12 protein-coding genes are annotated in these 15,041 nt (G+C 75.1%); 4 read left to right on the top strand and 8 right to left on the bottom strand.

Annotated elements, in window-relative coordinates:
- Window positions 1-403: 403 nt before the first annotated feature.
- Together lanL and ACIQUQ_RS04080 are read right to left on the bottom strand one after the other, a co-directional pair.
- The gene (lanL, locus tag ACIQUQ_RS04075; protein ID WP_403971064.1) at window positions 404-3,163 is read right to left on the bottom strand and encodes a class IV lanthionine synthetase LanL; all 2,760 of its coding nucleotides are present in this window, start codon (window positions 3,161-3,163) and stop codon (window positions 404-406) included.
- Window positions 3,164-3,178: 15 nt separating this feature from the next.
- On the bottom strand, window positions 3,179-4,219 hold the full coding sequence (locus ACIQUQ_RS04080) for a radical SAM protein (protein ID WP_403971066.1): 1,041 nt from the start codon (window positions 4,217-4,219) through the stop codon (window positions 3,179-3,181).
- 523 nt (window positions 4,220-4,742) lie between these two features.
- On the opposite strand from ACIQUQ_RS04080, the gene ACIQUQ_RS04085 reads away from it, so the two are divergent.
- Window positions 4,743-5,321 carry a hypothetical protein gene (locus ACIQUQ_RS04085; RefSeq protein ID WP_403971068.1) on the top strand — a complete coding sequence of 193 codons (579 nt, stop codon included), beginning with the start codon at window positions 4,743-4,745 and terminating at the stop codon, window positions 5,319-5,321.
- Window positions 5,322-5,358: 37 nt separating this feature from the next.
- On the opposite strand, the gene ACIQUQ_RS04090 is transcribed toward ACIQUQ_RS04085, so the two are convergent.
- The 5 genes from ACIQUQ_RS04090 to ACIQUQ_RS04110 all read right to left on the bottom strand — a co-directional run bounded on the left by ACIQUQ_RS04090 (window position 5,359) and on the right by ACIQUQ_RS04110 (window position 10,904).
- On the bottom strand, window positions 5,359-5,922 hold the full coding sequence (locus ACIQUQ_RS04090; protein WP_403971070.1) for a YbaK/EbsC family protein: 564 nt from the start codon (window positions 5,920-5,922) through the stop codon (window positions 5,359-5,361).
- A 9-nt stretch (window positions 5,923-5,931) separates the two neighbouring features.
- Window positions 5,932-8,007: a SpoIIE family protein phosphatase gene (locus ACIQUQ_RS04095; RefSeq protein WP_403971072.1), complete on the bottom strand. Its 2,076-nt coding sequence runs from the start codon at window positions 8,005-8,007 to the stop codon at window positions 5,932-5,934.
- Between the two features lie 86 nt (window positions 8,008-8,093).
- The gene (locus ACIQUQ_RS04100) at window positions 8,094-8,609 is read right to left on the bottom strand and encodes a cupin domain-containing protein (RefSeq protein ID WP_403971074.1); all 516 of its coding nucleotides are present in this window, start codon (window positions 8,607-8,609) and stop codon (window positions 8,094-8,096) included.
- A complete protein-coding gene (locus ACIQUQ_RS04105) occupies window positions 8,606-9,823 on the bottom strand; it encodes a cytochrome P450 (RefSeq protein ID WP_403971076.1) in 1,218 nt (405 codons plus the stop codon). Before ACIQUQ_RS04105 ends, ACIQUQ_RS04100 begins: the two co-directional genes overlap by 4 nt.
- Before the next feature lie 4 nt (window positions 9,824-9,827).
- The gene (locus ACIQUQ_RS04110) at window positions 9,828-10,904 is read right to left on the bottom strand and encodes a type III polyketide synthase (RefSeq protein ID WP_403669712.1); all 1,077 of its coding nucleotides are present in this window, start codon (window positions 10,902-10,904) and stop codon (window positions 9,828-9,830) included.
- A 195-nt stretch (window positions 10,905-11,099) separates the two neighbouring features.
- Between ACIQUQ_RS04110 and ACIQUQ_RS04115 the strand changes: the two genes are divergently transcribed.
- From ACIQUQ_RS04115 to ACIQUQ_RS04125, 3 genes are all read left to right on the top strand, one after another.
- Window positions 11,100-12,329 carry a cytochrome P450 gene (locus ACIQUQ_RS04115; RefSeq protein ID WP_403971078.1) on the top strand — a complete coding sequence of 410 codons (1,230 nt, stop codon included), beginning with the start codon at window positions 11,100-11,102 and terminating at the stop codon, window positions 12,327-12,329.
- Window positions 12,326-12,553 carry an acyl-CoA carboxylase epsilon subunit gene (locus ACIQUQ_RS04120; protein ID WP_403971080.1) on the top strand — a complete coding sequence of 76 codons (228 nt, stop codon included), beginning with the start codon at window positions 12,326-12,328 and terminating at the stop codon, window positions 12,551-12,553. The genes ACIQUQ_RS04115 and ACIQUQ_RS04120 overlap by 4 nt, the downstream gene beginning before the upstream one ends.
- Window positions 12,554-12,683: 130 nt before the next feature.
- A complete protein-coding gene (locus ACIQUQ_RS04125) occupies window positions 12,684-13,478 on the top strand; it encodes a hypothetical protein (protein WP_403971082.1) in 795 nt (264 codons plus the stop codon).
- Here ACIQUQ_RS04125 and ACIQUQ_RS04130 read toward each other — a convergent pair.
- Entirely contained in the window at window positions 13,458-15,029 is a 1,572-nt protein-coding gene (locus ACIQUQ_RS04130) for a DHA2 family efflux MFS transporter permease subunit (RefSeq protein ID WP_403971084.1), read from the bottom strand. The genes ACIQUQ_RS04125 and ACIQUQ_RS04130 overlap by 21 nt on opposite strands.
- Window positions 15,030-15,041 lie beyond the last annotated feature (12 nt).

Genomic DNA, 15,041 nt, shown 5'->3' on the forward strand with positions numbered 1-15,041 from the left:
TGACCAACGACGCGGACCCGCCGGGGTTCCGCCGCTTCACCCGCACAGCCCGGACAGAACGGACGGCCGGGCACGCGTGCGACCACCGGGGCGGGCACGCGTGCGACCACTGATCCGGGCAGGCGTCCGACTACCGGTCCGGGCACGGGTAAGGCTCTCCGCGGCCGGCGTGCGCCGCGGGGAGCCGTACCGCCGGGGGACGGTCAGAGCGTCCTGAAGTCACAGGTCGTGGTGACCGTGCAGGGGAAGAGGGCGCTGTCGGACTCCTCCTCCTGAAGCCACTGCAGGGCCTCCACGCCGACCTCCAGGTCGAGCTGCTCCATGGTGTTCACCTCCTTCCCTCCACTCGTCGGACGGGTGTCACCGCACCGCCGGCGGCCCGGAGCCGCGGACGGTGCGGGGCTCAGAGGGCCGCGTCCGGCAGCCACAGGCGACGGCCGCCGTGCCGCAGCCGCAGCAGGAAGGCCAGGACGCCGCTCAGCCCGGTGCCGTAGTCGGCCACGACCGCCGCGCCGGTCTCGTCGGGCGCCACCGCACGGCCGTCGCGCAGGGCGTGCCGCACCCGCACGAACGCGGCCAGCTCGCGGGCCCGCTCCCGGTGGGACTCCTCGCCGGTGGCGTCGGCCAGGTCGAGCAGGAAGTCCCCGTCGCCGGCCAGGCCGTGGCACTGCGCGGGCGAGGCGTGGCGACGGGTGCGGTACGAGGCTTCGGCCGCCCGGCGCGCCAGGGACAGCAGCGCGCCGTCACCGTTCGCGACGCCCGCCCTCAGCAGGAAGGTGCCGATGCCGGAGGACCCGCTGCACCAGTGCGTCCGGTGCGCCGCCCGCGTGTCGTCGGCGGGCCAGTACGCCGCGCCGCCCTCCAGCCGGGCCGCACCGGCCAGGGTGCGCGCAGCCGCTCCGGCGAGCCGCAGGTAGCGCTCCTCCCCGGTGCTCCGGCCGGCCGCCAGCAGGAAGGTGCCGCAGCCGGCCACCCCGTGGGCGAACCCGTAGTGGCTGACCCCCGCGAGCGCCGAGTCGAAGCCGGCCGGTACCGTCCAGCGGACCCCGCCGTCCCGCTCCACGGCGGCACCGGCCACCGCGTCGGCCGCCTCCCGGGCCCGCGCCAGGAACCGCTCGTCCCCGGTCGCCTCCCAGAACCGCAGCTGGGTGAGGCCCGCCCCGGACGTGCCGTGGCAGACGTCCGGGTTCGGCGACACGACCGGTACCCGGAGGGCCAGTTCGCGGGCCAGCGCCTCGGTCGCCGGGTCGCCGAGCAGCCGGCCGGCCTCCAGCAGCGCCCACGCGGTGCCGGACCGGCCGAAGTACAGGCCGGGCAGGGCCCGGGGCTCGCGGTGCACGTGCCGCCCGATCCAGCCGGCCGCCGTGGCGACGGCCTCGCGCAGCGCCGGATCGGGGGCGGCGGTGCCGGTGCGGGTGTCGGTGCCGGCGGCGGTCGCGGTCGCCGCGCGGACGAGCACGCCCAGGACGCCGGCGGCACCGTGTTGGACCGTGAACGGGTCGGCCCGGCCGGCGAACGGGCCGGTCGGCCAGAGCCGGTCGGCGTCCGCCGGGTCCATCGTGGCCAGCAGGTGCTCCAGTGCGTCGGTCACCGCCCGCTTCAGCTCGTCCTCGCCGAAGCCCCCGGAGGCCGCCCGCACCGGGTCGGCCCGGTCCTCCTCCTCCGCCCGTACCGCGCCCAGCCGTGCCCGTACCGCCTCCGGGTCCGGGCGCCGCGCCGGGTCGTCGTCCAGCAGGGCGGCGACCAGCGGCCCGAGCGCGCGGGCCGCGGCGTTGCCGGGGGCCAGCAGGTCCAGCCACTCGCCGATCCGCTCCCGGACCGGCCGCACCTCGGGCTCGTCGGCCGGCAGCACCGGGTCCAGTCCGGTGACCAGGCAGAAGAGGGTGGCGCCGAGGCCGTACAGGTCCGCCGCGGGGCCCGGGGCCGGGCCGAACGCGGGCGCCCGCCGCAGCTCCGGCGCGAGGTAGCCGGGCGTGCCCGAGCGCACCACCGGCGCGCCCGGCCGGACCGCCAGCTCCAGGTCGATCAGCCGGGCCGAGCCCTCCGGGGTGACCATCACGTTGGAGGGGGTCAGGTCCCGCAGCACCAGCCCCTCCGCGTGCACGGCGGCCACGGCCGCCGTCAGGTCCCGGGCGAGCCGCACTGCGGACCGGACACCGGGCCCCCAACTCTCCTGGTCCGGACGGGCCCTGTCGGCCGCCCAGCGCCGCAAGGTGGTCCCCGGCACCGCCTCCTGCACCAGGAACAGGTCGCCCTGCTGCTCGAAGAGCCCCAGCGGGCGCGCCGTCACCCCGGTGTGCGCGAGCAGCTCCATCATCCGGGCCTCGTGCCGCCGGGCGTCCCGGGCATCACGGCCCGTCAGGTCCGCGGCGGCGTGCGCCCGCCCCTGCTTGACGACGACGTCGGCGCCGCTCGTGCGGTCCACGGCCCGGTAGACCCCGCCCTGGAAGGAGTGCCGGACCACCTTCCGCACCTCGTACCGTCCGTCGAGCAGCACCGCCCCGGGCCGCGGACGCCGTACGCCGGCCCCGTCCCCGGCGGCGAAGGGGTCGCGCGGCGCCCAGGCCGGCGGCGCGTACCAGGCCTCCCGCGGATCGGGGGCCAGGGTCCCGTCGGGGGCGAGGAGCGCCGCCTCGTACGTCCCGTCGTTCCCGAGCACCGGCACGCCGGTGAACGCCCCGTAGCGGTAGTGCACCAGGCTCCCGGGGCGGTACCGCCGGTCGGAGAGGATCCCGGGGCCCGGCAGTCCCTCGGTCGCGGTGTGCAGCTCCGCCGCCAGGTCCCGCAGCCGCACCTCGTCCGCCTCGGGGTACACGGTCAGGAACTTGCCGCCGCCCCCGCGCGGCGCGTGCCGGGACCCCAGTTCCCGCACGCCGTCCACGGTCGCGGCGAACTTGAAGGCGCAGCCGTGCCCGATCAGCACCCGTGCCGCGCGGTCCAGCACCTCGGGCGCCGAGAGCGGGGTGGCGGACAGGTGCAGCTTCCAGCCCTGTACGCGGTGCCGGTGGCGCGGCGGGTTCACCCGGCACCAGAACCCGCCGGTCTGCACCCGCCAGCCGGTCGCGCCGGCCCGGTCCAGCCGGGCGCGCACCACGTCGGCGAGCGGGCCGTCGGGCGCGTCGGACGGTGGGCCGTCGGACGCGCCGGCAGGGATCGTGTCCATCGTGTCCCCCGCCCGTCAGGCGCGCGGTGCCGCGAACAGGGGGCGGCGCGCGATGCGGTCGAGGTCCTCGGGCGCGGCGAAACGCCGGTCGACCGCGCGGGTGGCCCGGGCCCAGCCGGCCATGGTGGCGACGGGGGAGAGGGTCTCGACCACGAAGGGGTCGCTCCAGCGCGCGACGGCGCGCCGCCACAGTTCGGCGGGCGGATCGGTCAGCAGGCTGCCGACGGTCCCCTCGTAGATGGGCATCGCCCGCACCGCGCCGTCCGGTTCGACCTGGAGGGCGTGGAAACCGCCGCCCGGGCCGGTCGCGACGTCGTACATCCAGAGGAAGGAGTTGTCGGTCGTGCGGATCCGGAGGGTGTCGGGCACCAGGGCCTGGCAGCGGGCGGCCCGCGCGCCGTCCGCGAGTTCGACGGCCTGGGCGTCGGAGATCAGCTCGTGCTCCTGGAAGCCGGCACGGCTGGCCAGCCCGGCGGGCACGGCGGCGCCGAAGAAGACGAAGCCGAGTTCGGGGAAGCGGGCGGAGACCGTCGTGCAGAGCTCCTCCAGCTGGTGGAAGTTGCTCCGCACGACCACGTAGTCGATGCCCAGCCAGGGTTCGCGCTCGCCGCTGCCGCGCCGCTCGCGGGCGGCGGCGTCCAGCAGGCCGAGGGCCTTCATGGCCCGGTCGAACGAGCCGGCGCGGCCCCGGATCCGGTCGTGCACCTCCGCGGTCGCGCCGTCGAGGCTCACGCTCACGCGGGAGAACAGCCGGGAGATGGGATCGGTCATCCAGGGGGAGAGCGACCAGCCGCCGGTGTAGAGGATCACCTCGATCCCGGCGCCGGCGAGCCGCTCCGCCACCTCGAACACCCCCTTGACCAGGAGGGGTTCGCCCCCCGCCAGCGCGATGCTGGCCGGGCCCAGCTCGATCAGGCCGTCGGCCACGCGCAGCAGCTCCGCACGGTCCAGCTGGCGCGAGGGCCGCCTGCCCGACTCCGAGTAGCAGTGCGTGCAGCGCAGGGGACAGGAGTAGGTGATGTCCCAGACGATCTGCGCCGGGCCGGTTGCCGTCATGTCGATCCCCCCACGAGGTCGTGCGCCGCCGGTGGACCCCGACGGCCCGCACACCTTCGCAGCGGCGCCGTCCCGGCCGCATGGGGCAGGCGTCCCGACCGTCCGGGAAGCCTGCCGGGGCGGGCGGACTCGGCCGCGGAAGTCCGCGAGGGCGGCGCGGAACCGGGCCGGGTCGTCGAGCCACGGGAAGTGGCCGCCGCCCGCCAGCACGGTGAACCCCGCCGCCGGGAACGGGGCGGCGTACGCGGCGACGACGACGGGCGGCGGCCGCGCCGTTGCGCCGGCCGTCCTCGGCGGCCCGGTGCGCCCGGGCCTCCCCGTCCCAACGGCCTTAGTGGAAGGGGGCGATGGCCCGCACCGCGTCGGGCGTGCCCCGCCCCGGCGACCAGGTCCCCGACGCCGCGTCGGGCCACCGGCCCCCGCCGTGACCGGTTGCGGATCTTCGTGCTGGCGCTGCGGGGCCGGCCGTCCTACTGTGCCGCAGGGGGCCTCGTCGGGGCCCCGACGGGAAACGGGGGCCTGCATGATGAGGAAACCGGAACGCGATGCGTGGTGGGGCCGGCTGCCGGCGGGGCTCCGCGAGCAGATCGACGGATACGTGCTCCGGGACGCCTGGTTCGCGGCGATCCGCCTCGTGTCGGACCTCGGGCGGCTCCGTGACGACGTGGGCATCGGCACCGCCCAGCAGATCGTCGGCGACCGCTACGCCCACTACGGCGACCGGATCGCCCGTGAGCCGCTGAGTCCCCTCGACCTCGAGTCGCTGGCCTACCGCGCCGGTGGCCTTCCGGGACCCATCGCGGCGGTCGAGGCGATCTGGGACGGTGACACCGTCAACGACTGGTTCGTGCGCCTGCTGGTCCTCACCGCCGACCCGGCGGGCGAGTACGGCGTGGCGACCGTCTACCGGCGGACGGCCGCACGGTACCTCGGCGAGGACGCGGACCACGGGCGGCGCCATCCCGCGGGCGTGGCCGCCGCCCGGGCCGGCGGCGCGCTGGCCGCCCACCTGTCGGTTCCCTTCCACTTCGCGAGCCCGGACACCCCGGACGACGAGGCTCCGCGCTGGCGAGAGGCCGCGGCGGGCGAGCCCGGACGCTAGGCCGTGTCCGGCCGGCCCGGGCCCGGGCCGGGAATGGTCAGGAGGCGAGGTCCGGGAGGACCGTGGCGCCGGGGAGCAGGGGCAGGGCGCGGCCCGGCAGGATGAGCTTGCCGCGCCGCCTGCCACTGCCGACCAGGACGTACGGCGCCCCGGCCACGGCCGCGTCGACGAGCAGCGGCCATCCGCCGGGCAGGCCGACCGGCGTGATCCCGCCGTACTCCATGCCGGTCTCGGCGACCGCGGTGTCCATCGGCGCGAAGGAGGCCTTGCGCGCCCCGAGGTGCCTGCGGACGGCCGAGTTCACGTCCAGCCGCATGTCGGCACGGACCAGGCACGCGGCCAGCGTGGTCTCGCCGCCCCGCTTCGCGGCGACCACCACGCAGTTCGCGGAGGCCTCCAGCGGCACCTGGTACGCCTCGGCGAAGACCGAGGTGTCGGCCTTCTCCGGGTCGGTCTCCACGTACAGCACCGACCCGGCGGCCCCGGTGTCCGCCCAGTCCGCCAGGGCCCGGGCCACCGGGCCCGCCAGCCGGTCGGCGACCTCCAGGGCGGGGTGGGCGGCGTCGAAGTTCCCGAAGGGCGGCTGCACGAGTGAGGTCATGCCCCGACCCTAGGCCTTGTCCGCGTCCCCCGATGCCGGGGTGCGGGCCAGCAGGACCGCCACGTCGTCGCCCGCGACCCCGGTCAGCAGGCGGCCGAGGATGCCGTCGCAGACCTCCTCCAGCGGCCGCTCCAGGTCGCGCAGCGCCCGCGACAGCTGGAGCATGCCCTGGTCCAGGTCCCGGTCCCGGCTCTCGATCAGGCCGTCGGTGTACAGCACCAGTACGCTGCCGGGCGGCAGCTGGACCCGCTGGGTGCGGAAGTCCTGGCCGCCCGTGCCGAGCGGCGTCCCCGGCGGACCGTCCAGGAACGTCACCGCGCCGCCCGGCAGGGCCACGGCGGGCGGCGGATGGCCCGCCCGCGCGATCACGCACTCCCCGGTCGCCGGGTCGTGGACGGCGTACACGCAGGTGGCCATCTCGTCCTCGCCCAGGTCGGCCACCACCGCGTCCAGCGAGCGCAGCATCCGTTCCGGCGGGATGTCGTGCCGGGCCAGGGTGCGCACCGCCGTGCGGAGCTGGCCCATGACGGCGGCCGCGTGGATGCCGTGGCCCATCACGTCGCCGATGACCAGTCCGGTCCGGCCGCCGGGCAGGCCGATCACGTCGTACCAGTCGCCGCCCACGTCGTGGTCGCTGGCGGGCAGGTACCGGCCGGTGAGCTCCAGCCCGGTCACCTCCGGCAGGGCGCTGTTGGTGAGGCTGCGCTGGAGGGTCAGCGCGGCCTCGCGCTGGCTCATGTACATCCGGGCGTTGTCGATGTTGAGGGCGGCCCGCGCGACCAGCTCGTCCAGCAGCACGAAGTCCTGCTCGTCGAACGGCTCGCGCTCGACGACCCGGGTCACCGTCACGGCCCCCAGCACCCGGCCCCGGGCCACCAGCGGGATCAGCCGGGCCGCCCCGAGCCGCTCCATGAGGTAGTTCCGCAGCTCGTCGGCGCGCGGGTCCTTGATCAGTTCCCGTACGTCGGCCCGGAACAGGTTGATCGGCCGGCCCTCGGTGATGCCCTCCTCGTAGACCGAGCCGATCGGGACCTGGAAGGTCTGGCCGGCGGCCAGCTTGGCGGTGGGCGCCGCGGGGTCGGGGAAGGACACCGCGAGCCGGCGCAGCAGGCCCGGGTTGGCGCCGGCGTCGTCGGGGTCGAGCACGGAGGCCAGCAGCAGGACGTCGGCGGAGTCGGCCAGCCGCGGCACCAGCACCTGGACCACCTCCTCGGCGGTCTGGCGCAGGTCCAGCGTGGTGCCGATCCGGGTGCCCGCCTCGGCGAGCAGCGCGAACCGGTGCCGGGCCCGCTCGGCCTCGACCAGCGCCCGCTGGCCCTCCGTGATGTCGATCAGCGAGGCGATCACGCCGAGCCGCCGCCCCGCGCCGTCGACCAGCGGCGCGTACGAACAGGACCAGGTCCGGTCGTGGTCGGGGTCGGCCGCCGTGCGCCCGGTGCGCCGGGCGTCGACCACGGCCTCGCCCCGGTCCAGGGCGCGCTGCATCATCGCCTCCAGGGCGGCCGCGTTCACCCCGGGCACCACCTCGGTCAGCCGGCGCCCGAGGTGCTCCTCGGCGGGGACGCCGTTCATCCGGGCCAGCGCGTCGTTGACCCGGAGGAACCGCAGGTCGGGGCCGAGCGTGGCCAGGCCGATGGGGGACTGGGTGAACAGGCTCTCCAGCGCGGCCAGGGAGTCCCGCATGCGCAGGACCTCGGAGGTCTCGACGGCGATCAGCAGGGTGCCGGGCCGGCCGCCGCGGTCCACGGCCGGGACGATCCACATCTCCATGGTCACGGGGTGGCCGTCGCGGTGGCGCACGGACAGGGTGCCGACCACGGTCTCGCCCGCGTGCACGCGGCGCGTGAGCTCCTCGGCGAGCTGCCAGTTGCCCTCCGGTACGAGCACCTCCGCGGCGGACCGGCCGAGCACCTCCTCGGGGCGGTGTCCGAGCAGGTCCTGGGCCGCCAGCGACCACTCCGCCACCCGCCCCTCGGCGTCCTCCCGCCAGAGGGCGATGGGCAGCAGTTCGCGGAGCACGCCCGCGTAGCCGACCGCTGTCAGGGGCTGCTCCGGCACCTCACTCGTCGACCGGTAAGTGTCCAATGCATCGACCTAACGCCGGAGGCGCACATCTCTCGAATCACCCTAGCCGAGCCGCGCTCGCGGGGCCCCGCGAGCGCGGCGGCCGGTCAGGTGGCGTGCCGCATCGGGGTGAGCTGCTCGATGTCGTACCGGATCCGCAGGTCCGCGATGGCCTCGTGGTCGAGCGGTCCGGGTGAGTTGAGGATGGCGAACAGCTCCTCGAAGTACCGCTCGTGGTCGGGCGGCGGCGAGGCCTGGAAGAACATCCGGGCCGGGCTGCCGGAGCGGTTGGCGAACGCGTGCGGGCAGCCCGGCGGCACCACGATGACGGTGCCCTCGCCGGCCGTCACGGGCCGCCGGCCGTCGGCCGCGTGCCAGGTCCGCCAGTCGGACGACGTGCGCACCCGGGGTTCGAAGGCCATCACCTCCAGCTCGCCGTCGAGGATGTAGAAGAACTCCTCGCTGTTGGTGTGGACGTGGGCACCCACGTCGAAGCCCGGCGGCACCACGACCTCGAAGCACGAGGCCACGTTCGAGTGCTCCCCGGTGACCTTGAAGGTGACCTCCTGCACGGCCGAACGCAGGTTCCGGCCGTGCCCCGGCGGCACCAGCAGCCCGGTCACCAGGCCACCGGCAGGGCCTCGGGGCCCCGGATCAGCGCTCCCGGACGCCAGCGCAGCTCGTCCTCCGGCACGGCCAGCCGGAGCCCGGGGAAGCGCTCCAGCAGCGCGGACACGATCAGCTCCTGCTCCAGCCGGGCCAGCATCGCGCCCGGGCAGAAGTGCGGACCGTAGCCGAAGGCCACGTGCGGGTTCGGGGTGCGGTCCAGGACCAGCTCCTCCGGCCGCTCGAAGACCTCCGGGTCCCGGTTGGCGGCCAGGTAGGACACGTACACCGCCTCCCCGGCCCTGACCGGCTGCCCGGCCAGCACCAGGTCCTCGGTGGCGATCCGGGACAGGCCCACGGAATTGCGGTGCGGGATGTAGCGGAGCATCTCGTCGACGGCGGTCGGCCGCAGCTCCGGCTCGGCCCGCAGCCGGTCCCAGACCCCGGGCCGGCTCAGCAGGATGTACACCATGTTGCCGGTGTTGTTGGTGACCGCCTCGCCGCCGATCTGGAGCAGCAGGGCGAGCCCCACGGCCTCCGTCTCGGTGACCTCGCCCGCGGCGACCGCCGCCGCCAGGAGCGCGATGACGCCCTCCCGCGGGGTGTCGCCCGGCTCCCGCACCAGCCGTTCGAAGTAGCCGCACATGCTCCGTTTGGCCGCTTCGCTCGCCTCGGCACCCGCGGTCGAGGACAGGATCAGCGCGGTCCACTCGTGGACCATCGCCCGGTCCCGCTCGGCCACGCCCATCAGCTCGCACACCACGGCGAGCGGGAAGGGGGCCAGCAGCCGTTCCGTGAGGTCGGCCGGCGGCCCGTCCGCGAGGATGCCGTCCACCAGCTCGTCGAGCATCGCCTGGGCGCGCGTGCGCAGGGTCTCCACACCCCGGGTGGTGAAGGCGGGCGCGATGGCCCTGCGCAGCCGCGTGTGGTCGGGCGGGTCCGCGAAGCCGACCGCCCCCTCGGCGGGGATGAAGTGGGGGGCCAGCCGGGTGACGTCGGCCGCGACGACCGCCCTCCGGCTGAACCGGGGGTCGTTGGTCACCATCCGCACGTCCTCGTAACGGGTGACCAGCCAGGCCCAGCCGCTGCCGTTGGGCAGCTGGATCCGGGTGATGGGCCCCTCGCGCATCAGCTCCGCCAGCACCGGGTCGAAGTCGACCCCGGCCAGGTGCTGCGCGGGCCACGAGCGCAACGGCACGGGCCCGGTCGGGGGAGCGGTCGCCTCCAGCATGTGTTCAGTTCCTTTGCGCTGCGAAGGTCGGGTCGGGGATCTGCCAGCGGCCCAGCGAGATCTCGGCCGTGATGCCCGGGCCGAAGCCCGCCATCAGACCGCGGGCCTGGTGCGCGGCGCCGCCCTCGTCGAACAGGCGGCGCAGGGCGTCCAGGACCACCGCGCTGGCGATGTTGCCGTACTCGGTGAGCGTGGCCCGGCTGAAGCGGAACGCCTCCGGGGCGACCCCGAGGTACTTGCTCAGGTCGTCCAGGATCCGCGGCCCGCCGGCGTGGATGATGTAGAAGTCCAGGTCGGCGGCGTCCCACCCGTGCAGCCCAGCGAGTTCCTGCAGGGCCGGCGCCAGGGGCTCCATGGTCCCCGGCACGCGCTTGTCCAGCTTGAAGTGGAAGCCGGTCGAGCGGACGTCGTACGCGATCCAGTCCTCGGTGTGCGGCACCAGGTGGGAACCGTTGCGCTCCAGCCGGATGCCGTGACCGCCCTCGCCGCGCACCACCGCCGCCGCGAGACCGTCCCCGAACAGGCCGTTGGAGAGCAGGTTCCCGACCGTGAGGTCGGTCGGCTGGTAGCACAGCGAGCAGAACTCGCAGGCCACGATGAGGGCGTTGGACCCCGGGTACGCGGTGCAGAAGTCGTGCGCCCGGTTGATCGCGGCCCCGCCCGCCGCACACCCCAGCTGGGCGATCGGCACCTGCCGGGTGTCGGTCCTGAAGCCCATCTCGTTGATCAGCCACGCGGTCAGCGACGGCATCATGAAGCCCGTGCAGGACACGTAGATGATCACGTCGATGTCGGCGGGTTCGAGTTCCGCGGCGCTCAGCGCCTCGCGGATGACCGCCGGAACCCTCGCCTTGGCCTGCACCTCGTAGAGGGCGTTGCGCTCGTCCAGCCCCGGGTGGCGGAGGGTCTCCTCGATCGGCTGGAGGATGTGCCGTTTCTCCACGCCGGTGTTGCGGATGAGCCGCAGGGCCAGTTCCAGCTGCGGGTGGTCCTTGTGGACCTCCCGGGCCAGTTCGAGGGTCTGCTCCATGGTGATCACGTGCTCGGGCACGGACACCGCAGGTCTACACAGAGTGGCCATGGGGGTGCCTTTCTCTTGCTCCTCCCCACAGGCTCACCGACCTTCCGCATTCCCGCTCGTTGGAGAACTCCCCCCGGACGAGGGGCGATCCGGGGGTGCACCCGCCTGGCTCAGCCGGACGGGTGGGGTGCCGCCGGCAGTGGAATGCTCGAAGGCGCTCACCGCTCGTAACTGCAACCGTGGGAGCCCCACCCCATGACGACTTCCGAGACCGTCGACGGCGCCGTCGACGAGAACGCGCACTTCTGGCCGCTGGAGGACCTCCAGGCGCTGGACTTCGACCCCTTCCTGAGCCGGCTGATGCGCGAGGAGCCCGTCGCGCGCATCAGGCTCCCGTACGGCGACGGGGACGCGTGGCTGGTCACCCGTTACGCGGACGTCAAACTCGTGACCACCGACCCCAGGTTCAGCCGGAAGGCCCTGGTCGAGCGCGCGGTCACCAGCTCCTCGCCGCACGCCATCGCCTCCAAGCACGCCGCGCTCAACTACGCCGACCCGCCCGAGGTCAACCGCATGCGCCGGGTCGTCGCCCGGGCCTTCACCGGCCGCAGCATGCAGCGCCTGCAGCCCCTGGCCCAGCGGACGGCCGACCGGCTGCTCGACGCCATGGAGCAGCACGGCTCGCCCGCGGACCTGGTGGAACACCTGCACGGCCCGTTCCCCCTGGCAGTGGTCGCGGACCTGCTCGGCATCCCCGAGGAGAACCGCAAGGAGATGACCGGCTGGGCCAACCTGATCATGTCCCCCGGTCCGGCCCCCGAGAGCAGCAAGAAGGCCATGGCCACCGTCCGCGCCGCCATCGTCGACCTGCTCGAACAGCGCCGCGCCCACCCCACCGACGAGGACCTCGCGGGCGTCCTGGCCCACGCCACGCAGACGGGTGAACTGCGCGAGCAGGAAGCCGTGTCGCTGGCCACCGCCATCCTGGTGAGCGGCGCCCACGCCGTGCGCAACAACAGCGCCAACATGGTGTACGTGCTGCTCACCCGTCCGGAGCAGCTGGCCCGGCTGCGCGCCGACCGGGAGCTGATCCCGCAGGCCGTGGACGAGCTGATCCGCTGGATCCCGCACCGCAGCGGCGTCGGCATCCCGCGCATCGCCGTCGCGGACGTGGAGGTCGGCGGCGTGCTGATCCGGGAGGGTGAGGCCGTCTACACCTCGTTCCTCGCCGCCAACCGCGACCCGGCCGTGTTCGACGACCCCGACACCCTCGATTTCGACCGGGGCCCCAGTGCCCACATGTCCTTCGGCAACGGCCCCCACCACTGCGTGGGTTCGATGCTGGCGCGCATGGAGTCGGAGCTCATGCTGGCCACGCTGCTCGACCGGTACCCGCGCCTCGCCCTGGCCGTACCGCCCGAGCAGCTCGAATGGCAGGAGGGCGCCCTGATCCGGGGGCCCAAGGCCCTGCCGGTGACCTGGTGATACCCGACGGCGACGCGCACGTACGCGTCGTACGCGGGACACCCAGCGAGGCGGAGCTCGCCGCCCTGCTGCTGGCGCTGACCCTGCTCGCCCGTTCACGCGAGGCGTCCCGGCACCACCACCGGGGCGCCCGCGCCCACCACGCCCACCGGGCCCGCTGGGACACCCCCCTGAGCGCCCCCTTCCGCCCCTGCCACTCCTGGCGCTCGGGCTCCCACCACTGAACCGCGGCACGGGCCCGGGGCCTTTCTTTCGGAGTACGCGCGTCCGCTTCCCCGGTGTGCCTCCCCCGACCGGCCGGGCCTGACGGTCCACACTGACCGGGCCCCACACCCCCCACGTACGGGAGTAACTGTGCCGCGTCAGCATCGCGCGATCCGCACCACCCTGCCCGCCCTGGCCGCCTGCGTCGTCGTCACGGCGGCGCTCGCGGCGTCCCCGGCCCAGGCTGCCGCCGCCCTGCCCGCCCACTGGTGTTACGTCAACGGAGTCGAGGCGCCCCCCGGGAACGTCAACGGCACCTCCGGCCCGGACACCATCCTGTGCGAGGGCGACGTCGAGAACGTCATCATCTGGGGCGGCGCCGGCAACGACAACATCCGCATCAAGGGCCTCCTCGTCGACGGCGAGATGCTCGGCGGCGAGGGCGACGACACCCTCCAGGTGAACAACCTCTACCCGCGCAAGGGCGACTCGATGGTCCGCGGCGGCGCGGGCAACGACACCATCATCACGGCCCTCGTGGTCGGCACCGCCGAGCACGGGGCCACCGTCCACGGCGACCACGGCGACGACAAGATCACCACCGGCAGCGTGCTCGGCCAGCCGGGCGAGTACCAGCGCGGCGGCGGCCAGGTCTTCGGCAACGACGGCGCCGACGTCATCCGCACCGGCAACGTCGACCTCGGCGGCCGCGTGCTCGGCGGCAGCGAGGACGACGTCATCGAGCCCAAGTCGGTCGGCGCCGAGTCCGCGGGCATCGTCCAGGGCGGCCCCGGCAAGGACACCATCCGCGGCGCGGCCGACACCGTCCTCACCATCGGCCCCGGCTACGGCCAGCTCGAGGGCGGCCCCGGCGCCGACACCTGCAAGTTCGCCCACGCCTCGACCGGTGAGCGCATCCGCAGCTCAGTCGCCGGCTGCCCCTGAGGCCGCGCGGCCCTGTCCGGGGCCGGAGGCGACTCCGGCCCCGGCGGGCCCCCGCCCCGGGCCGCCCGGCCCGTGCCCCTTCGGACGCATCACCAGACCGGCCGGCAGCAGCCACCAGACGGCGGCCGCCCCGAGGACGAAGATCCCGGCGGCCACCGCGTACCCCGTGTGGTACCCCGCCACGGCGGCCTCCGCGGCCAGCTCGCCGGTGGCCGGCCGGCCCCGCAGGTAGGCCGCCGCGGAACCGGCCGCGAGCGTGCTCATCAGCGCCGTGCCCACGGAGCCGCCCACCTGCCGCATCGTGTTGACCGCCGCGGAACCGACCCCGGCGTCCCGCGGCTCGATCCCGGCGGTCCCCAGGTTCATCGAGGCCGACATGATCAGCCCCATCCCGAGCCCCATCACCACCAGGGGCGGCATGATCCGCGTCAGGTAGGGGCTGTCCACCGCCAGATGGGTCATGCCGGCCAGCCCCGCCGCGGCGAGCAGCATCCCCACCGGGATCCGCGGCCGGGCACCCAGCCGGGTGAACACGCCCCGGTTGCTCCCCAGCGCGCTCAGCAGGATCGACGCGGACATGGGCATGAAGGCCAGTCCGGTCCGCGCGGGGCCGTACCCGCGGATCTCCTGCAGGTAGTATGTGAGGAACAGGAACACCCCGAACATCCCCACCCCGGTGACGAACACCGACAGCAGCGCCGCCCCGCGCACCCGGTCCAGCACCACCCGTGGCGGCAGCAGCGGGTTCGCCGCCCGGCGCTGCCACGCGGCGAACGCGCCCAGCAGCAGCCCCCCGGCGGCCATCAGCAGCAGGGTGCGCGGCGCCGTCCAGCCGCCGGAGCCCGCCCGGCCCAGCCCCTCGACCAGGCAGAACACCCCGCACGAGGCCAGCGCCGCGCCCCGCAGGTCGAGCGCGGGACGCGGGCCCGGCGGCCGGTGCCGGAGCAGCAGCAGACCCCCGACGACGCCGGCGGCGGCCAGGGGCAGGTTCACGTACAGGGTGGAGCGCCAGCTCAGGTGCTCGGTGAGGACGCCGCCCAGCAGCAGCCCCACCGCGCCCCCGGACCCGGCCAGTGCCCCGAACACCCCGAAGGCCCGCCCGCGCTCCGCGGGTTCGGTGAACGTGGTGGTCAGCAGGGCCAGCGCGGCGGGGGCCAGCAGCGCGGCGAACACGCCTTGGAGCGCCCGCGCGGTGACCAGGACCCCGAATCCGCCGGCCGCCCCGCCCAGCGCGGAGGCGAGGGCGAAGCCGCAGAGGCCGGTGAGGAAGGCCCGCCGGTGGCCGAAGAGGTCCGCGAGCCGGCCGCCCAGCAGCAGCAGGCTGCCGAAGGCCATGGCGTACGCGGTGACCACCCAGGGCCGCTGGGCGTCGGAGAAGCCGAGGCCGGCCTGCGCGGAGGGCAGGGCGATGTTCACGATGGTCGCGTCCAGCACGACCATCAGCTGGCCGAGCCCGATCACCGCCAGGATCCACCAGCGGCGGGGGTCGGCGGGCGGTGCTTCGGCGCGGGCCGGGGGAGGGGGGCCGGGCCGCAGGGGGTGAGTCGCCATGGACATACTCCA

It is taken from the genome of Streptomyces sp. NPDC101118 (genome assembly GCF_044759445.1).
Lineage (GTDB): Bacteria > Actinomycetota > Actinomycetes > Streptomycetales > Streptomycetaceae > Streptomyces.